This is a genomic window from Microbulbifer maximicatervae (SeqCode) (assembly GCF_052468095.1).
This window is the reverse complement of the sequence record NZ_CP174332.1, coordinates 3,299,747-3,320,289: the sequence shown is the minus strand read 5'-3', so window position 1 is coordinate 3,320,289 and position 20,543 is coordinate 3,299,747. Positions and strand designations below refer to the sequence as shown.

General features: G+C 52.0%; 23 protein-coding genes. 11 read left to right on the top strand and 12 right to left on the bottom strand.

What is annotated here, in order from left to right:
• Positions 1-2: 2 nt before the first annotated feature.
• A complete protein-coding gene (atzF, locus tag ACJJIL_RS14425; RefSeq protein ID WP_445360013.1) occupies positions 3-1,421 on the bottom strand; it encodes an allophanate hydrolase in 1,419 nt (472 codons plus the stop codon).
• Between the two features lie 403 nt (positions 1,422-1,824).
• Positions 1,825-2,430, bottom strand: a complete 606-nt coding sequence (locus tag ACJJIL_RS14420) for a hypothetical protein (protein ID WP_445360012.1) — start codon at positions 2,428-2,430, stop codon at positions 1,825-1,827.
• Between the two features lie 236 nt (positions 2,431-2,666).
• Between ACJJIL_RS14420 and djlA the strand changes: the two genes are divergently transcribed.
• From djlA to ACJJIL_RS14405, 3 genes are all read left to right on the top strand, one after another.
• A complete protein-coding gene (djlA, locus tag ACJJIL_RS14415; protein WP_444916028.1) occupies positions 2,667-3,452 on the top strand; it encodes a co-chaperone DjlA in 786 nt (261 codons plus the stop codon).
• Positions 3,453-3,498: 46 nt separating this feature from the next.
• Positions 3,499-3,807 (top strand): BolA family protein, encoded by a 309-nt coding sequence (locus ACJJIL_RS14410; RefSeq protein WP_444905860.1) that lies wholly within the window; start codon positions 3,499-3,501, stop codon positions 3,805-3,807.
• 430 nt (positions 3,808-4,237) lie between these two features.
• Complete coding sequence (locus ACJJIL_RS14405) at positions 4,238-5,083, top strand: OmpW/AlkL family protein (protein WP_444916029.1); 846 nt, start codon at positions 4,238-4,240, stop codon at positions 5,081-5,083.
• Between the two features lie 113 nt (positions 5,084-5,196).
• On the opposite strand, the gene ACJJIL_RS14400 is transcribed toward ACJJIL_RS14405, so the two are convergent.
• Positions 5,197-5,754, bottom strand: a complete 558-nt coding sequence (locus ACJJIL_RS14400; RefSeq protein WP_445360011.1) for a hypothetical protein — start codon at positions 5,752-5,754, stop codon at positions 5,197-5,199.
• Between the two features lie 62 nt (positions 5,755-5,816).
• Here ACJJIL_RS14400 and ACJJIL_RS14395 point away from each other — a divergent pair, with 62 nt between their 5' ends.
• On the top strand, positions 5,817-7,742 hold the full coding sequence (locus ACJJIL_RS14395; protein ID WP_445360010.1) for a cytochrome-c peroxidase: 1,926 nt from the start codon (positions 5,817-5,819) through the stop codon (positions 7,740-7,742).
• Positions 7,743-7,814: 72 nt separating this feature from the next.
• Here the strand turns inward: ACJJIL_RS14395 and ACJJIL_RS14390 are convergent, their stop codons facing one another.
• Together ACJJIL_RS14390 and recQ are read right to left on the bottom strand one after the other, a co-directional pair.
• Positions 7,815-9,326, bottom strand: a complete 1,512-nt coding sequence (locus ACJJIL_RS14390) for a CoA-acylating methylmalonate-semialdehyde dehydrogenase (RefSeq protein WP_445360009.1) — start codon at positions 9,324-9,326, stop codon at positions 7,815-7,817.
• Between the two features lie 98 nt (positions 9,327-9,424).
• Positions 9,425-11,230 carry a DNA helicase RecQ gene (recQ, locus tag ACJJIL_RS14385; protein ID WP_445360008.1) on the bottom strand — a complete coding sequence of 602 codons (1,806 nt, stop codon included), beginning with the start codon at positions 11,228-11,230 and terminating at the stop codon, positions 9,425-9,427.
• Positions 11,231-11,383: 153 nt separating this feature from the next.
• Between recQ and ACJJIL_RS14380 the strand changes: the two genes are divergently transcribed.
• Positions 11,384-11,812 carry a hypothetical protein gene (locus tag ACJJIL_RS14380; protein WP_157953964.1) on the top strand — a complete coding sequence of 143 codons (429 nt, stop codon included), beginning with the start codon at positions 11,384-11,386 and terminating at the stop codon, positions 11,810-11,812.
• On the opposite strand, the gene ACJJIL_RS14375 is transcribed toward ACJJIL_RS14380, so the two are convergent.
• On the bottom strand, positions 11,796-12,608 hold the full coding sequence (locus ACJJIL_RS14375) for a glutaminyl-peptide cyclotransferase (protein ID WP_444896609.1): 813 nt from the start codon (positions 12,606-12,608) through the stop codon (positions 11,796-11,798). The genes ACJJIL_RS14380 and ACJJIL_RS14375 overlap by 17 nt on opposite strands.
• Positions 12,609-12,617: 9 nt before the next feature.
• Here ACJJIL_RS14375 and ACJJIL_RS14370 point away from each other — a divergent pair, with 9 nt between their 5' ends.
• A complete protein-coding gene (locus ACJJIL_RS14370) occupies positions 12,618-13,253 on the top strand; it encodes a DUF502 domain-containing protein (RefSeq protein ID WP_108732551.1) in 636 nt (211 codons plus the stop codon).
• Here the strand turns inward: ACJJIL_RS14370 and mnmC are convergent.
• The 4 genes from mnmC to ACJJIL_RS14350 all read right to left on the bottom strand — a co-directional run bounded on the left by mnmC (position 13,246) and on the right by ACJJIL_RS14350 (position 16,888).
• Positions 13,246-15,234, bottom strand: coding sequence for a bifunctional tRNA (5-methylaminomethyl-2-thiouridine)(34)-methyltransferase MnmC2/FAD-dependent 5-carboxymethylaminomethyl-2-thiouridine(34) oxidoreductase MnmC1 (gene mnmC / locus ACJJIL_RS14365; protein ID WP_445360007.1), 1,989 nt, complete (start codon positions 15,232-15,234; stop codon positions 13,246-13,248). The genes ACJJIL_RS14370 and mnmC overlap by 8 nt on opposite strands.
• A 13-nt stretch (positions 15,235-15,247) precedes the next feature.
• On the bottom strand, positions 15,248-15,787 hold the full coding sequence (gene fldB, locus ACJJIL_RS14360; RefSeq protein WP_444896612.1) for a flavodoxin FldB: 540 nt from the start codon (positions 15,785-15,787) through the stop codon (positions 15,248-15,250).
• Positions 15,788-15,801: 14 nt separating this feature from the next.
• Positions 15,802-16,275 (bottom strand): tRNA (uridine(34)/cytosine(34)/5-carboxymethylaminomethyluridine(34)-2'-O)-methyltransferase TrmL, encoded by a 474-nt coding sequence (gene trmL / locus ACJJIL_RS14355; RefSeq protein ID WP_108732553.1) that lies wholly within the window; start codon positions 16,273-16,275, stop codon positions 15,802-15,804.
• 82 nt (positions 16,276-16,357) lie between these two features.
• The gene (locus ACJJIL_RS14350) at positions 16,358-16,888 is read right to left on the bottom strand and encodes a glycine cleavage system transcriptional repressor (protein WP_108732554.1); all 531 of its coding nucleotides are present in this window, start codon (positions 16,886-16,888) and stop codon (positions 16,358-16,360) included.
• Between the two features lie 92 nt (positions 16,889-16,980).
• Between ACJJIL_RS14350 and ACJJIL_RS14345 the strand changes: the two genes are divergently transcribed.
• The 4 genes from ACJJIL_RS14345 (at position 16,981) to ACJJIL_RS14330 (ending at position 19,072) form a co-directional block, all read left to right on the top strand.
• On the top strand, positions 16,981-17,325 hold the full coding sequence (locus ACJJIL_RS14345) for an MTH1187 family thiamine-binding protein (RefSeq protein ID WP_444916616.1): 345 nt from the start codon (positions 16,981-16,983) through the stop codon (positions 17,323-17,325).
• Between the two features lie 16 nt (positions 17,326-17,341).
• A complete protein-coding gene (locus tag ACJJIL_RS14340) occupies positions 17,342-18,154 on the top strand; it encodes a class I SAM-dependent methyltransferase (RefSeq protein ID WP_445360006.1) in 813 nt (270 codons plus the stop codon).
• 62 nt (positions 18,155-18,216) lie between these two features.
• A complete protein-coding gene (locus ACJJIL_RS14335; protein WP_108732557.1) occupies positions 18,217-18,441 on the top strand; it encodes a YheU family protein in 225 nt (74 codons plus the stop codon).
• Positions 18,434-19,072, top strand: a complete 639-nt coding sequence (locus tag ACJJIL_RS14330) for an alpha/beta family hydrolase (protein WP_445360005.1) — start codon at positions 18,434-18,436, stop codon at positions 19,070-19,072. The genes ACJJIL_RS14335 and ACJJIL_RS14330 overlap by 8 nt, the downstream gene beginning before the upstream one ends.
• On the opposite strand, the gene ACJJIL_RS14325 is transcribed toward ACJJIL_RS14330, so the two are convergent.
• A complete protein-coding gene (locus ACJJIL_RS14325; RefSeq protein WP_445360004.1) occupies positions 19,047-19,334 on the bottom strand; it encodes an antibiotic biosynthesis monooxygenase family protein in 288 nt (95 codons plus the stop codon). The genes ACJJIL_RS14330 and ACJJIL_RS14325 overlap by 26 nt on opposite strands.
• A gap of 118 nt (positions 19,335-19,452) precedes the next feature.
• Here ACJJIL_RS14325 and tusA point away from each other — a divergent pair, with 118 nt between their 5' ends.
• Positions 19,453-19,683 (top strand): sulfurtransferase TusA, encoded by a 231-nt coding sequence (tusA, locus tag ACJJIL_RS14320; RefSeq protein ID WP_282933554.1) that lies wholly within the window; start codon positions 19,453-19,455, stop codon positions 19,681-19,683.
• A 75-nt stretch (positions 19,684-19,758) separates the two neighbouring features.
• Here tusA and ACJJIL_RS14315 read toward each other — a convergent pair whose 3' ends face one another.
• Positions 19,759-20,445, bottom strand: coding sequence for a hypothetical protein (locus ACJJIL_RS14315; protein ID WP_108732560.1), 687 nt, complete (start codon positions 20,443-20,445; stop codon positions 19,759-19,761).
• Positions 20,446-20,543 lie beyond the last annotated feature (98 nt).

Below are 20,543 nucleotides of genomic sequence, written 5' to 3'. Positions count from 1 at the left end.
AGCTAATGGCGAGAGCTGCTGTCTTGGTTAGATGTCTCTCCCGGGCGTTCTCCTGTAGCAGCCAATGGGAGATTACAGGCCTGGTGTAAACTATTAGAAAAACTTAGCAGGGACATATCGCAATGTTTCTGGCTAAACAAAGTGACTCCCCAGCTAATTCCGGAACTAAGAAAGCCAACGGGCACTGCGGTCGCAGAATAGTCCAATAAATTCATAAAATTTGTGTAGGTTCCGAGAATAGAATTTCTTTGAATGGGTTGCTCGGATATTTGCTGGCGGGTGTAAGCAGTCGGTATAGTGGGAATAATGATAAAATCGACATTCTCCAGTGTTTTATCACAGATTCTCTTTAGTGCTTGTAAGCGGTATTGTCCCAAGAAAGCATCAGCTGCAGTTTTTGTTTCCGCGGAGTTAATAACCTTCCGAATTACCTCAAGCATGGATTTCGGTTTTACACCTTGAGTTGCAATCCAGCGCTCGGCTACCCAGGGACCTTCGTATAGTAGCTTTGCTGCTTCTATAAAAGGATTAAAGTCTACAGTTACAGCTTGTCCGCCCAGCACTTTTAATTTTTTGATAGATTGATTAAAGAGTGCCTGGGTTTCTTTGTTCCCTTGAAAATCAACTTGCTCAGGTATACCAAAAGAAAAACTGATCTTATTGTTAGGGAAGCTTTCCTGGAAGTACCGCAGCCTATTTGAAGATGGGGTGGTACGGCTATAGATATCGGCTGAATCAAACTTCGCCGTAATATCAAGTAGCTTGGCGGCATCTTGACAATTTAGGGCGAATATTGACACGCAGTCGAGACTTTTACAGGCGGGGACAACCCCTGTAGTGCTCAGCAGTCCCCGAGTGGGTTTGTGGCCTATTAAATTATTGAGTGCCGCAGGTACCCGACCAGAGCCAGCAGTATCTGTTCCCAAAGCAAAACTGACTTGCCCAAGTGCTGTGGCAATAGCTGATCCCGCACTGCTCCCGCCAGAAATATACTCCTGGTTAAAAGAGTTTTTACCTTCTCCGTAAGGGGAGCGAACACCTACTAGACCGGTGGCGAATTGATCGAGATTGGTTTTGCCGAGCGGCACGGCTCCTGCTTCAATCAATAGCTTTACAACAAATGCGCTTTCGTGAGGGATATAGCTAAAGTCTGGGCAGGCTGCTGTTGTAGGTACTCCAGCAAGATCAATATTATCCTTGATAGCAAAGGGCACCCCGTATAGAGACAGATCGCTGGGCCTTATTCGGTCCAATGCTTCTAAATAGGGCTCTAGCTCTTCTCGGGTTAATAAGGTGATCCAAGCGTTATAGTTGGATTGCTGCTGTGCTTGTTTTAATAGGCTGGCAATGAGTTCACGCGGTGTTGTAATACCTTTCGAGTAGGTGTTTCTTAGATGGTCTAGCGTTAAATCGTGGGTCATAAAAGGGTTCCGAGAATAACTTCAGCTAGGGAGCCTCTGAATAACTCCGTGATACCTCTGGCATGCAGAGCGGTTCACAGTCAAGGCGCGGCTTCGCAGGAATGTCTAGACCTTTCAAGAAGTCGCAACGCGGAGTGTGAATCGCTCTGCAAGCCCCGAAGGGCGGGCCTTGAAGGCCACAGCTGCTGCGTTGCAGCTCTTGCAAAGGGCTACGGCCATTCGCGGCGAGCTGCGCCTAACATCTGCAGCCTTCAAGACCCGCAGAGGCATTACGGAGTTATTCAGAGGCTCCCTAGATACCGGACTGTTATTTATTTCGATGTTTGTATTGCTGAGATTATATTTTTTCAAGAATTTTCATCTCACTGTAAACCGCATAATTTTAGATTTAGCAAATACATAATTAGTTTGATGCCCTCTCTGGTGGGCAGGGTGTCCCTGCTGCAATCCAGCCTTTCATTGCTTCAATGAACTTGTCGTGGGGGATATTTACCGGCTGGCGGCTGTCTCCGGGGTGCCATCCCCACAATACCAGTGGGCTGGTACTGACAAACTCCAGTTGACTGGTTGGTGCTCGCCCGCCGTTGTCCTGGGGAGTGGTTAGCAGCTTGCAGATTTGAGCCGAGGATTTTTGTGACCAGTTCAACTCAATGGGTGCCATAACCCACCCTGGAGCTCCAGGCGCACCGGTAACAGGGTTGTTTTTATTTGAATGGCAGTTATTGCAACGCATGGTACCTGCCCCCATATTATCTGGACCGCGCTCCACTCTAGGAACATGGGGAGACCCTTCATTTATAAGTGGCATCTCCAACTGGTGGCAATTGAGGCAGCGGGGGTGCAGAAGGACCTCTACGATAGTTTCCCAGTCCTGGTGCCCTGGAGTGCTGCTGGCCTCCTCTTGCTGGGATGCACCTCGATGTTGATCGCAACCGGTTAACGTGAGGAGTGCTATGGCACACAAAGCCAATAGGGGGTGAAAGAGAGCTGTGTCTGGCCGCATTTTCATTCGGCTTGCCTTTAAGTTCGATTTTCACTCTCAAACATAATTGGGCCTGAGGACTAGTGATAGTTTCGAGATTGATTGCCGCGTCAAAAGATAGACCTGGCGGGTTCATTTCTATTGGGTTGTGACCAGCGATTCATATTTGGGGATTAAGGCGCCGTAGTACGTGGTATGATAGGCGCGTTTTACTTGTTTGATTCTTATATAGCGGGCGCGACTTTTAGCGTCTAGGAGAGTGTATGTCCTGGTTAGGGGCGGGGTTAGGTGCAGGCTTTGGTTTTATGTTTGGCGGCCCAATTGGTGCGGCATTGGGAGCCTGGATCGGCAGTTCATTTGGTTCCAGTTTGCAGCAGCGCCTCGGGAAGGCTGCTTCGGCTCTGAGCAGGGATGGAGCCCAGACAATCTTCATTGTGACTCTATTTTCGATGTTGGCAAAAATGGCTAAGGCAGATGGCCTGGTTTCTAAAGCTGAAGTGGAGTTTATAGAGGGCTTTATTAGAAACAACCTCCGTCTGGGCACTGAGGAGCGCAAGCATGCAATCCGTATTTTTGAAAATGCCAAGACTGATAAGTACAGCATTTACGATTACGCAAAACAGTATCGCCAGCTGGTTCGCGATCAAGCAATGCGGGAAATGGTGTATCGCCTATTATTTGCTGTTGCTTATGCCGATGGTGAATTACATAGCGCAGAAGAAGAAATTTTAAAACGCATCACTGTTGATCTTGGGTTGCATGAATCTTTATTTGCGGCAATGCAAAATGAGTTTGTGCACGGGGGGAGGAGTACGGCTGCAAATCTGGAGCAGCATTACGCAGTGTTGGGTTGTACCCCGGAGACCAGCGATAAAGAGCTTAAATTAGCTTATCGCAGAAAAGCAGCAGAGTATCATCCCGATAAAATTGCTTCCAAGGGGTTGCCTGAAGAGTTTATGCGTCATGCTGATGATCAGATGAAAAGTATTACTGTTGCCTATGAAGCGATTGTGGAGGCGAGAAAGCAACAGGCTAAGGTTGTCAGCTAGGTTCTGGAAAGTAGCCTTGCTGTATAGCAAATAAAGGAGTTGATAGATGAGTCTTGCTGAGACAATTAAACATAAACTGACTGCGGAATTTTCCCCTCAGCATATTGAAGTGCAATGCGAAAGTCATATGCACAATGTGCCTGTTGGCTCTGAAATGCACTTTCGGGTCGTTTTGGTGAGTGAGGCGTTTAATTCGGCAAGGAAAGTGCAGCGCCATCAAAAAGTCTATGCGGCTTTGTCTGAAGAAATGGCTGGCCCAATACATGCTCTGGCTCTGCACACTTACAGCCCGGAAGAGTGGGAGGGACAGGCCCCTCAGAGTCCTGAATGCCAGGGTGGTGGAAAAAAGTCGTAATTCAGCGCTTTATTTAAAACAACTCAAACAGGTTCCAGTTCTGGGGCCTGTCGCGTTTTTCATGTAAGCAGCCATTCAAAAAAATTTCAGTTTCTTTTTGCGTCACGAAAGCCCTCATAAGCTTTTGCTGGTTGTAAGAATCAGTGGTGAAATGGCGTCTATTTTTTGTTTAATAATTTAGATCTCTTCATATCTCTCTTGCTCTGGTGGCCGCTAGAATTCCAAGAGGCGCCTATCCATTTTAAAAATCATACTTTGTTCGGGAAAATTAAACGCCAAAAAGCGGTTTAAGTGCCAGAAAACAATAAATACTTTTTTACACGCCAACATTTGTTTGTTTTTTCTACACCTGTTACTTCGTGCGACTAGACTGACCATTGATTGGGCTGATTGCTGTTTGATCTGCTGAATATCAATGGAGTTACCACAAATGAAGATGACGCGTATTCTGATCCCCGTTATGACGCCCCTCGCCTTAGCAATCTCTAGTGTCGCTTCGGCAGGACCGGCTGGCTATGCCCCCCCCCCACCAAAGACCCAGGAGTTTAAGGTTCGAATTGGTGGGGCCTATATCTCGCCCAATTCGGATAATGTCACGTTTGCTGACAGGTTCTTCGAGGGGCCAGATGACTTTATTGACGATTGGGGTGCATTCCGCTCCAACGTTGATCCCAGTGATGAGTGGGGCTGGTTTATCAATGTAGAGTGGCGGGCCACCGACCATATGAGTGTATCCCTGAGTTACACTGAGGGTGACCGCCACACAGGAGGAGATAACCGGCCCTGGCTACGTCGTTTTAACCCGGACTTTGATGAATTCCATCGTCGACGTGATTTCGCTAGATGGAAGCCTCAAATCACAGCTGCTTATCTGAATTATTATCCGTTAGACCCTAGCTGCATGGTTCAGCCTTATATGGGAGTGGGTATTAACTATACCGACTTTACCGATGAGCGCCTGAGGAATTGGGGCTGGTGGGATGATGTTGATGATGTTGAAGTGTTCCGGCCTTGGGATGGCCGTGTAAATCTGGGTGACAACTGGGGTTACACTTGGCAAATTGGTGTCGACTTTAATTTCGGTCATGATAGTAGCTGGCTAATTAACCTTGCCGCTATTTACTATGATGTAGATACCGATATTGAGGCAGACGTCTTCTGGTTCGATACCGATGATGACAATGAGTTCTATCGCCACAGATTTGGTGGTGATTATCTTTTCGACCCCTGGTCATTCAACATTGGTGTAGGCTACAAGTTTGATTTCCACTGGTAATCGATCATGTAGCTAAAAAAGGGCGCTTTGGCGCCCTTTTTTATTTAACGCTCATCTGATATTCAGGGGAAGGCGCTTAATTTTTCTTGAGTGCGGCAGTAGACAATTCTTGATTACAAGTGGCGCTTATATTGATCGCAGTTGTATTCTTTAAATTTATCTCTCAGTTTTCTTATCTTGTCTTTCCATTTTTCCATCTGCTCTCCTGATCCGCCATCTTTTCTCTCTTCGCGGAAGTGCTCAATTTTTTGTTGCCACTTTTTACATTTCTTAAAGGATGCATCTTCCTGTGCATGTGCTGGGTTGGTGGAGAGAAATACAGCAATTAGTGCGACAGTGAGGCCTGTTATTTTCATTGTTTTTCTCGTTTGTTGGTACGCAGATGATCCCATCTTCCAAATATAAAGTAAATAACTTGAAGTCTGGAGGTGTTGCCTGTGTGGTAAGTGTTCTCTTAATGGTGCTTGATTGTTCTTGGTGCGATTACTTGTGTTGCTTACATTTTGGGTTTGGTGGATGAGAGTCTGACTTTGGTCACTTTCGAAGTGTGTTTCTTCTTTTTGTTTTTTTTGGGGTTTTTTAAAAAATAATGCTCGATTGGTTCTCATTCTTTTATGGAGGTTTAATGTTGTTGTTGACTCTGTTTTTTGTGAATTGATAATCCCGCGCAAGAGGCTCCTTGATTGTTGAGTAATTTGGAGCTCGTTTATTTGACCAATAAATAAAACTAAAGATGAATTTATTTTTTAAGAAGTATTTAAAATTATTGTTGTCTGTAAATACGCGCATCCTGGCTGTTTTTGCGGTGCTCCTGCTTTGGGGGTGTGGCGGTGGAGGGAGCAGTGGCAGCTCTGGAGGTGACGATAGCTCTGGTTCCAGTGGGGGGCAGGTGTCTACAGATTTGGAGTCTCCCTCTAACTTAATAGCCGTCACGACTTCGGCTTCCACTATCCGTATCTCCTGGGAGCCAAATGAGAGTGGTGATGTTTCCTATTTAATATATCGCGATGGTGAAGAGATAGCGGAGACGCAGGCTGAGCGGTTCGAAGATAGTGGTTTGTCCAGCGGTACAAAATATAGCTACAGCGCTGCCGTGAAAGTCAGTGACGGTAGCTACAGTGAGCCGTCAAATGAGGATATTGCAAGGACACTGGATAGCGATCGAGACGATGACTGGTATAACGGCACCTCCGTCGATACAACCTTTGCAGAAGTAAATACAACAATTGCACGTCTCGATGAATGTACGGCGGGTGAGCGAGTTAGCAATGTATGGGATATAGCTACAGAAAACCTGAATGAGTGTCTTAGGGCTGCTGCAGAGGTTATCAGCCTGGGAGATCGAGTAGGTGCATTAAGAGCTTATGTGGCGCGGCTGCGCAGAGAGGAAGATCCCGCACTTATTGAGTTGGGAATGCGCTTATTTCACAGTAAATCCCTGAGTTTGAATAACGATTCTTCGTGCTCATCTTGTCACCACCCCACACTGGGTTGTGGCAGTGATGGTTTGTCGTTACCGATTGGTGTAAATACGGTAAATCCTGACTTATTGGGGCCCGGTAGAAGCGATGGCAATCTGATGCCGCTTTTACCGCGTAACTCGCCCCCCACCTGTAATTCTGCTATTTGGTCGGATAGCCTTTTTTGGGATAGGAGAGTCAGTTTCAGAACAGGTATTAACAACATTGAGGACAAAGCTACTTATTTAGCTAATCAGGTCAGAACTGATGATGGAGATGTCTCTGATGACGTAAATAGTTTTTCTGAAGAGATAGCCAGTAATTCCCTGACATTGTTGATGGCCCAGGCCCACTTTCCTGTAGTTACAGCAGAGGAAATGGGTGAGCGGGGAAGCTTTGCCAGTGATAGCGATTATCGCGAGAGTATTGCGTCTGGTTTGAGTGATGAGTGGGATTCACTTTTCGAAGACGCTTTTGGGGATAGCGAAAAAACTTTCCTGCGGGTGTCTGAAGCCTTGGCTGCCTACCAGGCTTCCCAGCTATTTATTGATAACCCTTTCTTTGACTTCCTTGATGGCAATGATGATGCCATGACTGAGATGCAGAAACGTGGTGGAATCCTGTTTTACACCAACACTGCTTGTGCACAATGCCATGATGGGCCATTTTTTACTTTGGAAACGTCCAGGGGATTTCGCTATCCACAAATTGGAGTCGGTACCAATGAAGATGGTAGCGATTTGGAAAGATATAGGGTGCCGTCGCTTCTCAATGTTTCCATTTCCGGTCCATGGGGGCACGCGGGACAGTTTGGCAGTTTAGAGCGAAATATCTCTCATTACTTCAATACTTTGGATTCCATCCAAAGTTATTTTGGTGTTGATGATACTGGCACATCCTTGACCGATACTGTTGCAGATTTGTGTGAGCTGGAGCAGTTCGAGTATTTGGGCAGCGGTTGTGTTGATATTGTCGCACCTAATGGTTATCAGCTTACCATGGACTTGGTTGGTGATAGCCCAGCAAATCGTGGCGAGTCCGATGACGAAATCGAAATTTTAGCTGAGTTTCTTCGGGCTTTGACTGATCCCAGTGCGTTACCGGGGACTCCAGAAATCGATGTATTGATTCCGCCGAGAGATGGAGGTCCGGATGGCCGTCAGCTGGATGCGGTAGATCAGGAGGGGAACTCTTTATAGTAAGAAAAAAGTGCCCGGCAAAATCGGGCACTTTTTTTGAAGGGGAAATCTGGGGGGCTGCCACCCCAGTGCTTACTGATTTGAGGGGAAACTGAACTGAATACCTTCCCTTACACCACTGGTAGGCCAGCGCTGGGTAATGGTTTTGCGCTTGGTGTAAAAACGCACTGAATCGGGGCCGTAGGCGTGAAGGTCGCCAAACAGTGAACGCTTCCAGCCACCGAAACTGTGGTGTGCTACCGGTACCGGCAGAGGTACGTTGATACCGACCATTCCAACTTTAATATTGTCGCTGAAATAGCGTGCGGCCTCACCGTCGCGAGTAAATAGACAGGTGCCGTTACCGTATTCATGAGCATCGATAATATCCATTGCCTCTTGCATGGACTCGACACGCATCACACAGAGTACCGGGCCAAATATCTCCCCGCTGTGAATCGACATTTCCGGAGTAACTCGATCAAACAGGCAGGCACCTAGATAATTACCATTTTCAAAACCGGAAACGGTTTGGTTGCGCCCATCTACAGCCAACTCGGCACCTTCTTCGATACCAGCGGCAATATAACTCTCCACTTTTTGTAAGTGTTGCCGGGTTACCAGTGGCCCCATATCGCTTTGGCTGTCCATACCATCGCCGATTTTCAGATCAGCAATTTGTACTTTGAGCTTCTCAACAAGGGCATCGGCGGTTTCATTACCTACCGCTACAGCGACAGAGATGGCCATACAGCGTTCACCACAGGAACCATAGGCTGCGCCCATCAGAGCAGCGGCAGCGTTGTCCAGGTCGGCATCGGGCATGATGATCGCATGGTTCTTGGCACCACCAAACGCTTGCACTCTTTTGCCATGGGCGGTGCCTGTGGTGTAGACATACTCTGCGATCGGAGTCGATCCCACAAAGCTCACCGCTTGGACACGTTTATCAGTGAGGAGTATATCGACGGCCTCTTTACTGCCGTTAACCACATTCAGTACCCCTGTAGGGATGCCGGCTTCTATACCCAGCTCCGCGATAAACAGTGCGGAGGAGGGTGTGCGTTCGGAGGGTTTTAGTACAAAGGTATTGCCGCAGGCAATTGCCATGGGCCACATCCACAGGGGGACCATAGCGGGGAAGTTAAAGGGGGTTATGCCGGCACAAACACCCAGTGGTTGGAATTCGCTCCAGGAGTCTATTGCCGGCCCGACATTTTTACTGTGCTCGCCCTTTAGCATTTCCGGAGTAGAGCAAACGTACTCGATATTCTCTATGCCCCGCTGTAATTCCCCCATCGCATCGTCGAGGACTTTGCCGTGTTCCAGGGTAATCAGCTCACAGATCTTTGCGGCGTTCTCCTGCAGCAGGTCTCGCAGGCGGTACATAATTCGTACTCGCTTGGCCGTCGGAAGGTTTCGCCAAGCGGGGAAGGCTGCTTCAGCTGCACTAATGGCCTCTTCAACAGTCGCTTTAGAGGCTAGCGAAACCTGGGCGATCACTTCGTTGGTGGAGGGGTTGGTGACCTCTTGGAGTTCGGAGTTACCTGCGGCACCGGTGTCATTAACCATGTTGCCATTAATCAGGTGGCCGATTACTTTCATAGTTCTCTCTCAGTCGGGTTTATCAATTATTGTTCTACTGCTTTGCCCCTTTGTAACACAGCTCTGTGTTTTGGGGAAAAGCTCCCGACTGTTCGGAGTTATTCGTGTTTGGGAAAATCCCTGAGAACCGCCAAAAATGCATCGCCGAAGCGTTCGAGTTTACTGTCTCCAACGCCGGAGACCGCTAATAGCTCGCTGCGTGTTTGTGGGTGGGCTTGTACCATGCCGCGCAGGGTCGCATCGTGGAAGACGACATAAGGCGGCACGCCGCGCTCTTCAGCCAACTGTTTGCGACAGTTGCGCAGGGCTTCCCAAAGCACTTGGTTTTCTGGGCTTAGATCATCCAGGTTGTGATTGTCACGGCTCTGCGAGCGCGCCGCTTTCGGGGGAAGCTTGCGCAGGTTGAGAGCCTCCTCCCGGCGCAGCAGCGGGCGACAAATTTCAGTGAGCCTCAGCCCCTGGAACTCTCCCTCGACCTCCAGGTAGCCGCGAACAATCAGCTGCCGCACGACTGCCCGCCATTCGGCTGCGCTCAGGTCTTTGCCGATGCCATGAGTGGAGAGCTGGTCATGCTCGAATTTGCGGACTTTCTCGTTCTCGGAGCCGCGCAGTACATCGATCACGTGGCTGGCGCCAAAGCGCTGTCCGGTGCGATAGACACAGGAGAGAAGTTTTACCGCTGCCTCACTGGCATCCCAGGTGGCAGGCGGCTCCAGACAGGTGTCACAGTTGCCGCAAGGTTCGTCCAGTGGTTCCGCAAAATAGTCCAGCAGGGCCTGGCGGCGGCAGCTGGTGATTTCACACAGCCCGAGCATGGCATTCAGGCGGCTGCGTTCCTGGCGCTTGTGCTCTTCGCTGCCCTCTGAGGACTCCACCATCTGGCCGATCTTTACCACATCCTCGAGACCGTAGAGGAGTAAAGCAACTGAGGCCCCACCATCGCGGCCGGCACGGCCCGTTTCCTGATAGTAGGCTTCGATGCTTTTGGGCAGGTCCAGGTGAACAACGAAACGCACATCCGGCTTATCAATCCCCATACCAAATGCAATGGTGGCGACAACAATGACGCCCTCTTCACGCAGGAAGCGGCGCTGGTGCTCGGCGCGGGTCTCGGCGGGTAGCCCGGCGTGATAGGGCAAGGCAGTGAAGCCTTGCTGGCTCAACCACTCCGCAGTGTTCTCCACTTTGGCTCGGGACAGGCAGTAAATAACCCCGGCGTTGCCCTGATGTCCATTCTGTAAGAATTGCAGCAGTTGGCGGCGCTGGTTGTCCTTGGGCTCAATGCAGTACTGGATATTGGGGCGGTCGAAGCTGCTGACAAAGTGGCGGGCCTCTTCCAAGTCCAAGCGGCGAGCAATTTCTGCACGGGTGCGCTTGTCTGCTGTCGCTGTCAGGGCAATACGGGGTACCCGGGGGAATTGCTCGTGCAGGCAGTTAAGTTGCAGATAGTCGGCGCGAAAGTCGTGCCCCCACTGGGAAACACAGTGGGCTTCATCAATGGCAAACAGCGACAGTTCCACCCTTTGCAGTAATGACAGGGTTCGTGGCTGTAGCAACCGCTCCGGGGCCAGATAGAGGAGATCCAGCTCACCGTGTAATAGCTGGCTTTCGATTGCCTGGATTTCGTCGTAGGCCACTGATGAATTCAAGTAAGCGGCGCGGATGCCGGCTTCCTGAAGAGCTTCTACCTGGTCCTGCATCAGGGCAATCAGGGGGGAGATAACAACTCCACACCCGGGGCGCGCCAGGGCGGGAATCTGGTAGCACAGGGATTTACCACCGCCGGTGGGCATTAATACCAGGGCATCATTGCCGGCTACCAGTGTGTCGATAACTGCTTTTTGAGGATCGCGGAAATCGGTATAGCCAAAAACGTGTTCGAGAATATGTTGTGGGGAGTTCATGGGCGGGGAGTATACCTTGTGGCTCGATCGCGCGTGGTATGTTTATTGATGAGTATGCCGCTGAAATTGAATGAAATTGGCGGCTTTACGCCTGTGACATATTTCGCGGGTTATAATCCTACGCCATCACAGCGGCAAGCTAAGGATAGGGCTATGCGCACATTGATTTTGTCAACTGTGTTGTCGTTGACGGTTCCTGCCGGACTTCTGGGGTGCGCCTCCACCTCCCCACATAATCTGGTTCAATCTGTTGTTGCTGACACTCACCTGGGGTGGCAAACAGCACCGGAAAACCAACTGGCATTTTCCCTGGCGACCGCATCGGGTGTTGCCCAGGTTGAGCTACAGCCTTTGCCGGAAGAGTTCACAGTGGTCACTCTTGAGTTACCCGGCATGCAAAAAGTTGAAAATATTCAGTGGGAAAATGAAGAAGGGAAATTCACCACGCTGTATGACGGCGAGGCGAGTTTGGAAGGCGTCAGCCTACAGAGCAGGGGGCACGGCTATCGCTTGCAGTTGCAGTTGTCTGCGATGGACTATCTCCGGGATGGGGGGGTGCTGACCGTTACGGATCAGCGTTAGAAACTCTACTGGTACGCTCAAAGCCCAGTCCTGCAGGGCGAATCAAATAGAGCTGTTTCCAGTACTTTCCAGTTATCCAGAGCCCATTTTTGGCTTTGTCCCAGGCGATCCCATTGGCCACGGTGTCAGGGTGATTTCTGCCGGCCGGATTGAGAGCGCTGAGATCGATAATGCCGCGCACCTGGCCACTCTCCGGATCGATGGCAATAATCTGTTTTTCTTGCCATATATTTGCCCAAATCAGGCCCTGGGCAAATTCCAATTCATTGAGTCTGGACCAATTTTTACCTCCGCCTTGAACTTTGAGGTGTCGCACTACCTCAAAAGTATCGGGATCGCGGAAAACCAGTTCGCCACTGCCATTACTCATAATCAGCTGCTGGCCATTACTGGTGAGGCCCCAGCCTTCGCCTCGATAGTGCATGACCTTCAAATGTTGGAGCTTGTCTGCGTGGTAGACATGGACCTCTCCCGCCTTGTAGGTCAGCAGGTAAAGTTTATCGTGGAGAACTGTGAGCCCTTCGGCGAAACGATTCCTGGCCAGCCATTTGCGTCTTACTGGATTGGCGCCAGGATCGGTATACTCGGCGAGCCAGGAGCGGCGGTAGCGACCACTGCTCTCCCACCAGCGTTGACCATCGTAGAAAAGCCCCTGGGTGAAATGGTCCCCTCCACGCTGGCGCTCTTCCAGGATGGAAAAAGGGATTGTTTGGAGTTGTGTCTCTGCAGCTGCACTTTGCAGCCACGGGGCGTAAAGCAATAACAGTATCCAGCTGTTCACGAGAAGTCGGTTCATCAATAGCCTATGACCAGAATTAAAACTTTTATCACTTTGACGCTGCTGGGTGGACTCGCAGTGGTGCTGCCTATAGCTATCTTTGTCCTGCTGTTTCAGTGGCTGTTCGGTCAAGTTAGTGATCTTGTAGCTCCCGCTGTGGTGTGGCTTGAGGCGCATACAGAATTTAAGAATACCCTTGCCAGGCTCGTGGTGATAGCCCTGATTCTCGGTGGTTGTTTCGCGATTGGTTTGTTGGTGAAAACCAGTGTTGGCAGCTGGTTGCACCGCCATGTGGATCACTGGTTGGGACGCCTGGCGCCGGGTTACAGCACCATCAAAGATGTGGTGATCCAGTTTATTGGTGGCGGTGGTGAAGGTGTGCTGGCGGGGCCGGTAGCCAAGGTCCGCATTCACGGCATTGATAATCCGCTCACTGTCACCGCAATTGTCACTTCTCAACACCCCAATGGAGATATGACCGTCTATGTGCCCACAGCGCCGGTACCCACCTCCGGGTTTGTGTTTCACGTACCGGCAGAGTGCGTAGAAATACTGCCCGGCGTGAGTGTTGAGGCGGCGATGAAGACGATCGTCGCCTGTGGTTCCGGCAGTGCCAACTTGCTGTCTTCAGAGAAGAAGGAGACTGGAGTCCCCTCTACTTGATATCCCGGTTTCTACCCAGATCGCGAATGGCAAAGCGAGCCGGGTGCAGTGCTTTGGCCAGGGTTGCGCTGACCGGAAGGGGCTCGTTGAGCATCCAGGCAGTCAGTACCTCGGCTGTTAGTGGTGCGTAGGTAAAGCCACGGGAACCCAAGCCTCCCATTACATAGAGGCCTTGCTGGTAGTCAGCCCGCTCGGGAACGTACTGCTTGCGATTCTTGCGCAGTGCGACATAGGTATCGTTGATAGAGTCCCAGTTGGGTAAGGGGCCGGCTAAGGGTAGGTAGTCGGGGGTCGCTGCGCGCAAAGCCGCTCGGCCAGTGAGAGACTGTTGTGAGAACTCATCTGCTATTTTCGGCAGTAGCTCTGCCAGGGTTTGTAGATTCTCGCTGTGCTCGCTAACCCGTAGGTCAGTAGCGGTCTCCTTAAGCTTAAAGGTGGCACCAAAGCTCTGACGCCCTTGATAAGCAGGAGTGATATAACCCTCACCGCACAAAGCCATTTGTAACTGCGAAGAATTTTCAGTGGCCGTTGCTCTGGACACCTGCCCGCGAATTGGCTTCAGGGGGAGGGCCGCCGCAGGGGCAAATTGGCGAATATCATTGGCACCGCACAGAACTACCGCATCAAATTGAAAGTCACTGCGGTCTGTTTTTACTGACCAACCGCTCGATTCTCGCCCTAACCCTTTTACCAAGCTGTTGCTGTGCAGGTTGATATTTGGGTGCTGTAATAAAGTGGCGCAGACTTTGCGCGGTTCAATCCACCCGGCGTGAGGAAAGTGCAGTCCACCCACGGGTAGGTCGACGCCTGCCAGGGAGCTGGCCGCTCGAGCATCGACAGGTTCAGCCAATAGCTGCCCAACGCTCTCCGCCAGTGTGGCGGCAACCTGACTCTGTAATTGCTGTTCCCGCTCAGTTTGCGCCAATTGAAGCAGACCGCTGAAGTGGCTCACTTTAGAGCAGCGGCTGCGATAGTAGCGCTGGGCAAACATCAAAGCGTGGAGATTGAAGTCTCCGTTGGGGCCGGGCTTGGGAGATAACTTGGCGTATAGAATTCCCTGGTCATTCCCAGAGCCACCAGAGCCGGGTTCCTCACCCTGTTCAAATACCTGAACATCGATGCCGCGCTCTGCCAGCGCCCGGGCAATAGTGGCACTGGCTATTCCCGCGCCGACAATAGCGACGGTTTTAGGGGGCTTGCTTTCCTGGTGAGGCAGGTGCCACGGAGTTTCTCTGGTTTCGCTCACTTGTGGGCTCTCCAGAGTGCCACACAGCATCTCTCTTTTGCGCCCGAAGCCGGGAACCTTGCGCAGGGAAAAACCGGCATCGCGGAGTCCGCGCTTAACCAGCCCGGCACAGGTAAAGGTGGCGAAAGTGGCGCTGGGACTGCTCAGAGCGGCCATGTTGTTAAACAGCTCTGGTGTCCACATATCCGGGTTCTTGGCTGGGGCAAAACCATCCAGGAACCAAGCGTCTACCTGGTGATCGCTGTCCCTTTGCAGGCGCAAGCTGTTCAGGGCCTCACTTGCCTCCCCGATAATCAGGGTCAGGCTGACTGGGCCAAAGTGCAGCCGGTGAATGCCGGCGGCCAGCAGGGGAGGGTAGCTATCAATCAAAGGCTGAGCGAACGGGGCCAGTTGTGGCCAGAGATCCATTGCCCTGCGCAGGTCGTTGGGACGCAGTGGGAACTTCTCGACCGAAATAAAGTGCAAGCGAGCACTTTCCGGGGCCGTTTTCTGCCAAAGCTCTGCGGCGGCGAGAAAGTTCAGGCCGGTGCCGAAGCCTGTCTCGGCAATGGTAAAGGTGCCGTTCTCTGCGAGCCGTTGCCAGCGTTCAGCCAGGGCATTTTGCTGCAGGAAAACGTAGCGGGTTTCCTCCAGGCCGGAGGCGCTGGAAAAATAGATGTCGTCGTAGGCGCGAGACAGCGGCTGGCCGTCTTCACGCCATTCAATTTCTGCGTACTTTTTGTCCGGTTCGCTCACAATAAGACTTCCGTCAGCCCTCATCCTGCAAGCCAAACTCGCGCATTACCTGGGCGCACCAGCGCTGGATACGCTCCTCGCTCAGATCGAATTCGTTCTCCTCATCCAGGGCCAGCCCGACAAACTGGCTGCCATCGGCGGTTAGCCCCTTGGACTCTTCAAACTCGTAACCTTCTGCGGACCAATAGCCCACTGCACGGGCACCGCAGGCGAGGAGCTGTGAATGCAAATAGCCCAAGGCGTCCTGGAACCACTGGGGGTAGCCTTCCTGATCACCCAGACCAAACAGCGCGACCTTTTTCTCGTGCAGGTCCAGCGCGGCCAAGTCGTCCCAGATATTTTCCCAGTCCTCTTGCAGTTCGCCGTAGTCCCAGGTGGGAATGCCGAACAAAAGGAAGTCGTAGTCTTCGGCGAGGCCAATATCCGCCTCTGCGATATTGTGGATATCAATCCATTGAGGACCGATACACTGGCGGATCTTCTCCGCAGCCATTTCGGTATAGCAAGTGCTGGAACCGTAAAAGAGTCCGATTGGGGCTTGGGAACTTTGCATAACAGGTGAACTTCTTACTGCTGGGACACGGCGCCACTAAAATCCAATTGTCGCCAAGCCTCGTAGATAACAATGGCGGCGGCATTGGATAGGTTGATACTGCGGCTCTCGGCACGCATGGGGATACGCAAAGTGTTTTCGGCCCCTACTGCTTGCAGGAACTCTGCGGGTAGCCCCCGGGTCTCCGGGCCAAACACAATGGCGTCATCCGCCTGGAATTCGATCGCGGTATGGCTTTTGCTTCCCTTGGTGGAGAGCGCCAGCACCCTGGCGGGTTGCTCGCTATCGATAAAGGTCTGCCAGTCCTTGTGGCGCACCACGCGACTGTACTCGCTGTAGTCGAGGCCGGCGCGACGCAGGCGTTTGTCATCCATATCGAAACCTAAGGGCTCGATAAGGTGCAGCTCTGCCCCGGTATTGGCACAAAGTCGAATAATATTGCCGGTATTTGGCGCTATTTCAGGTTGGTATAGAACAATCTTGAACATGAGGTGGCGTTTGCGCTGGGGAGACTTCTAGCTAGACCGGACAGCAGTGCCCGGCCCTGTACGGCTGCGGATTATTCCACAATTAGATGGGGGTGGCGATCTCCTCGCAATCGATCTCGACCCCGAGTTCATTGGCAATCTGGTCCAGATCGTCACGCAGGCCGTCGAGATCTATGTCTTCGGCCACACTGATGGTGCACTCGGCATTAAACAGGGGCTCACCGCTCCAGGGCGTGCTGCCGTAAGTGGTTTCCAGATGCTCCATATTGATATGGTGGGCGGTAAGGGCGCGCGAGATCTCGCGGACTATGCCGGGACGGTCGTTGCCAACCAGTTTCAGCGTCAGCGTCTGCTGGGGTTTGGCGGATACTGCAATGGCATCTTCAATGACCAGGTTGTAGCCTGCGTTTGTCAGGGCTGACAACGCCTCTTTAAGTGTCTCGCTTTTATCTGCGGGCACCGCCACCCGCAGGATTCCGGCAAACTTCCCAGCGAAGTGGGCCATATGGCTGTCTTCCCAGTTGCCGCCGTTATCTGCGATAACTGCTGAAAGCTTTTCCACGACACCGGGCTTGTCATCAGAGATCATGGAGATAACGAGATGCTGTTGCATATAGGGTTCCTTTGCTTCACGAGAGACGTTGAGCTGACATTGTAATAGGATCTCGTCGAATAACTCTATCGGCCAATCTCAAAAGCGTTATTTTGAAACCAATATCCAAGTACTTTAACGAGGGACTGTTGATGAACGTGATTGCGGACTTATGTGTGATCCCTATCGGCGTTGGTGTTTCCGTCAGTAAATACGTTGCTGAGTGCGAGCGGGTGCTGGAAGAGGCGGGGCTTTCCTATCGTCTGCACGCATACGGTACCAATATCGAGGGGGACTGGGATAAGGTGATGGCGGCAGTTAAAGAGTGCCACGAGCGGGTGCATCAAATGGGCGCCGACCGAATCAGTTCCAGTCTGAAATTGGGAACTCGTATTGACCGCGAGCAATCTATGCAGGATAAGATCGACAGTGTGCAAACGAAGTTGGACCAACGATAACAACACAGGAAAAACTATGACGAGCAATTTTAAGAAATCCCTGGTGGCCCTGGCCGGTGCCCTGGCTTTGGCGGGCACAGCCCAGGCCGCAGATTTCTCTGCTGCCATTAAGGGGGATCATCGCAACAAGGATTATGTCGCCCGTGATCAGTACCGCAACCCAGAGGAGACCCTGAAGTTTATGGGGATCGAGCCGGATATGACGGTAGTGGAAATTACCCCGGGCGGCGGTTGGTATACCGAAATTCTGGGTCCCTACCTGAGCAAGGAAGGGACCCTATACGCGGCGCACTTCCCTGAGAATAGTGAGTCCGACTACTTCAAGCGCTCCCTGAAGAACTTCAAAGCGAAGCTGGCTGCCAATGATAAGGCCTACAAGAAAGTGATTGTGACTGAGTTTGCCCCGCAAACCGGCCGCGAGATTGCTCCGGCAGGCAGTGCCGATGCCGTAGTAACTTTCCGCAACGTGCACAACTGGATGTATCGCGATTATGCCGATGAAGCTTTTGCCAGCTTTTTTGCCGCGCTGAAGCCCGGTGGTGTTCTGGGGATCGTTGAGCACCGTGCCAAGCCAGGTACCAGCCTGGAAGATATGGTGAAAAGTGGTTATGTCACCCAGGAGTATGTTATCGACTTGGCTAAAAAGGCGGGCTTTGAGTTCGAAGAGGCCAGCGAGGTAAATGCGAACCCCAAAGACACTGCTGACCACCCCAAAGGCGTATGGACCTTACCACCGGTAATGCGCTTGGGTGAAGAGGACCGTGAAAAGTATCTCGCTATCGGCGAGAGCGATCGTATGACCCTGCGCTTCCGCAAACCCAAGTCCTGATCGTTTTACAATATTCTGGGGGTGGCTATGGCTGCTCCCAGCCTACCTGAATTAGTCGCTGTATGATTATTCCCTTCGAACAACTAGATGCCGATACCCTGCAATCTCTGCTGGAAGAGTACGCCACTCGCGAGGGCACCGAATACGGTGAACGTGAAGTGGAACTGGTGGACAAAGTTGCCAGCCTGCGTCGCCAGCTGCAATCCGGCCAAGTGGTGATCTGGTTTGAGCCCGGTGAAGAAACTGTAAACCTGGTCCTGGCCGAGGACCTGCCCCCCGATGTCTGAGTGGTTGATCGATAGCCCGAGAGAGCCCCTTGCGCGCTTTCTGTTTGCCCATGGCGCCGGGGCGCCGATGGACAGTGAGTTTATGCAGTTCCTGGCGCAGGGGTTGTGTGAGCAGGGTGTGGAAGTTGTCCGTTTTGAGTTTCCCTATATGGTGCAGCGGCGCACCGGGGGAAGTAAGCGGCCACCCAATACCATGCCCCAGCTGCAAGAGTCTTTCCGCGAGCAAATCGTCCAGTTAGGCCCCGAGTTGCCCCTGTTTATCGGTGGTAAGTCCATGGGCGGGCGCGTGGCGAGTCTGTTGGCGGATGAATACTGGGGGCAGAAGGCGATTGCCGGTGCCGTATGCCTGGGATATCCGTTTCACCCCCAGGGCAAGCCGGAAAAGCTGCGTACCGAGCACTTGGTGGATATTCGCTGCCAGACCTTGGTGATACAGGGAGATCGGGACCCATTAGGCAGCCGGGCTGAGGTAGAGGGCTACGGTTTGGCGAACACCATTGAGGTCGAGTGGCTGGAAGATGGCGATCACGACTTTAAACCCCGTCGCGCCAGCGGTTTTAACCAGCTTCAGCATTGGCAATCCGCAGTAGAGTTGGCTGCCCAGTTTATGCTGCGATCTCGAGGACAGTAATGCGCTCTTCCCGCACCATCAGTGGGTTGAGTAGATTCATCTGTGCGCGGCGCTCCTGGCTGGTATACCAGTGTTGCCAATGGAGCTCAGATTGCCATTTGGAGAGTGTAAAGCGCCGCAAGGGATTGCCCTTCTCGATATAGGTCTGCCCCTCGATAAAGCCTACTGTGCGGTAGGCGCAAGTGAGGATTTTGCGGGCGGCCTCTTCATAGCTGTCCTGCATTTCTGCCGCAATTTCCCGTTCTATCAACACGTAGATCATTGTCAGCCCGAATTGCGTTAGCCCTATGAGGATTTTAGTGCGGGCGCAGGGGAATTACCGCGCGGCCCTCATGCCTCTGGAGATGACGACGGCGGTAAAATTGCGCACAATGATACCTATGAAGTCAGATCACACCTTAGATGCCCGTGGCCTCCTGTGCCCGGAACCCGTCATGATGCTGCATTCAGCGGTGCGCAATGTCGCCGATGGTGAAGTGTTGAAAATGGTTGCTACCGACCCCTCCACTCAGCGGGATGTGCCCAAGTTCTGCCAATTTCTTGGATATGAGCTGGTACAGCACGCAGAGGAAAATGACGAATTTGTCTACTGGATTAAAAAAGCGGAATAGCGGGTCGCGGTTGCTCCAGCCCCCATGCCATTGGCGGGGGCTGGCACACTCCTGAATATTAAGACCCAACAGTCCCTAGGGAGCTGTCACCAGGGCAGCGATAGCGGCCAGGGCTTCGGGGTCCTCGGATTTAATTTTGTTAGCGATATGGTGTTGGAAAAAGTACCGGAATCCCTCGCTCTCCTGCGCGGGGTACAGGCAGTGATCCCCCGGTAAAACCGGAGTGGTTTCAACGATATCGTGGTCTATCAGCATGCCGTGAATCTCCCCGTCGGCGTGCAACCTCCAGCTGACGACCTCAATCAGTGTCAGGTTCTCGCGCTGTTCATCCATAAACACAGCGTGGGTGCCGATGGTGTCGGGGATCTCCTGGAGTACTTCCTCAGCTTTATTGCTCTCGTATTCAAAGTATTCCGCCGCAGTCTCCAGCTCGACGATCTTGTGAATGGGGGGCTGATGGAAGATTTCCTCGATGCCGGGGTCATAGTAGCCCTCAAAGCGTCCGTCGAGAGGGTCCTTGATGTCGGGACAGGCCACTATGGTGTTTAACCAGGGAACGAGGCCTACGACCTCGCCATTTGCTTTGAGACCCCAGCATAAAACTTTCAGGCTATATAGATCTGTGCCGCTGGAGTTGTTGGAGTAGAGCATTTCCAAGCCGTCTAGCTCCGGCGAAAGGCGAATAAAGCGCCTGTCCGCAGAAGTTTCGATGGGCTCGCCGGTGAAGAGGTCAACCACATTGTTGATGCTGTGGTCTGTCATGGAACACCTCCTTGCAGGGCCGGTTATATACCGTCTCCACGTCAGATGAAGGTGCGACAGCGAAATGCCCTACCTCTGAAGGAAGACTGGGGCAGGAG

Bases quoted from the DNA above. Each gene is read 5' to 3' on its own strand.
- ACJJIL_RS14330 (WP_445360005.1), top strand. From the start codon at position 18,434: ATGTCTGAGTGGTTGATCGATAGCCCGAGAGAGCCCCTTGCGCGCTTT.
- ACJJIL_RS14315 (WP_108732560.1), bottom strand. From the start codon at position 20,445: ATGACAGACCACAGCATCAACAATGTGGTTGACCTCTTCACCGGCGAG.
- tusA (WP_282933554.1), top strand. From the start codon at position 19,453: ATGAAGTCAGATCACACCTTAGATGCCCGTGGCCTCCTGTGCCCGGAA.
- ACJJIL_RS14395 (WP_445360010.1), top strand. From the start codon at position 5,817: ATGAATTTATTTTTTAAGAAGTATTTAAAATTATTGTTGTCTGTAAAT.
- ACJJIL_RS14325 (WP_445360004.1), bottom strand. From the start codon at position 19,334: ATGATCTACGTGTTGATAGAACGGGAAATTGCGGCAGAAATGCAGGAC.
- recQ (WP_445360008.1), bottom strand. From the start codon at position 11,230: ATGAACTCCCCACAACATATTCTCGAACACGTTTTTGGCTATACCGAT.
- djlA (WP_444916028.1), top strand. From the start codon at position 2,667: ATGTCCTGGTTAGGGGCGGGGTTAGGTGCAGGCTTTGGTTTTATGTTT.
- ACJJIL_RS14375 (WP_444896609.1), bottom strand. From the start codon at position 12,608: ATGAACCGACTTCTCGTGAACAGCTGGATACTGTTATTGCTTTACGCC.
- ACJJIL_RS14410 (WP_444905860.1), top strand. From the start codon at position 3,499: ATGAGTCTTGCTGAGACAATTAAACATAAACTGACTGCGGAATTTTCC.
- fldB (WP_444896612.1), bottom strand. From the start codon at position 15,787: ATGCAAAGTTCCCAAGCCCCAATCGGACTCTTTTACGGTTCCAGCACT.
- ACJJIL_RS14370 (WP_108732551.1), top strand. From the start codon at position 12,618: ATGACCAGAATTAAAACTTTTATCACTTTGACGCTGCTGGGTGGACTC.
- ACJJIL_RS14405 (WP_444916029.1), top strand. From the start codon at position 4,238: ATGAAGATGACGCGTATTCTGATCCCCGTTATGACGCCCCTCGCCTTA.
- ACJJIL_RS14380 (WP_157953964.1), top strand. From the start codon at position 11,384: ATGCGCACATTGATTTTGTCAACTGTGTTGTCGTTGACGGTTCCTGCC.
- ACJJIL_RS14390 (WP_445360009.1), bottom strand. From the start codon at position 9,326: ATGAAAGTAATCGGCCACCTGATTAATGGCAACATGGTTAATGACACC.
- trmL (WP_108732553.1), bottom strand. From the start codon at position 16,275: ATGTTCAAGATTGTTCTATACCAACCTGAAATAGCGCCAAATACCGGC.
- ACJJIL_RS14350 (WP_108732554.1), bottom strand. From the start codon at position 16,888: ATGCAACAGCATCTCGTTATCTCCATGATCTCTGATGACAAGCCCGGT.
- ACJJIL_RS14335 (WP_108732557.1), top strand. From the start codon at position 18,217: ATGATTATTCCCTTCGAACAACTAGATGCCGATACCCTGCAATCTCTG.
- ACJJIL_RS14420 (WP_445360012.1), bottom strand. From the start codon at position 2,430: ATGAAAATGCGGCCAGACACAGCTCTCTTTCACCCCCTATTGGCTTTG.
- atzF (WP_445360013.1), bottom strand. From the start codon at position 1,421: ATGACCCACGATTTAACGCTAGACCATCTAAGAAACACCTACTCGAAA.
- ACJJIL_RS14340 (WP_445360006.1), top strand. From the start codon at position 17,342: ATGACGAGCAATTTTAAGAAATCCCTGGTGGCCCTGGCCGGTGCCCTG.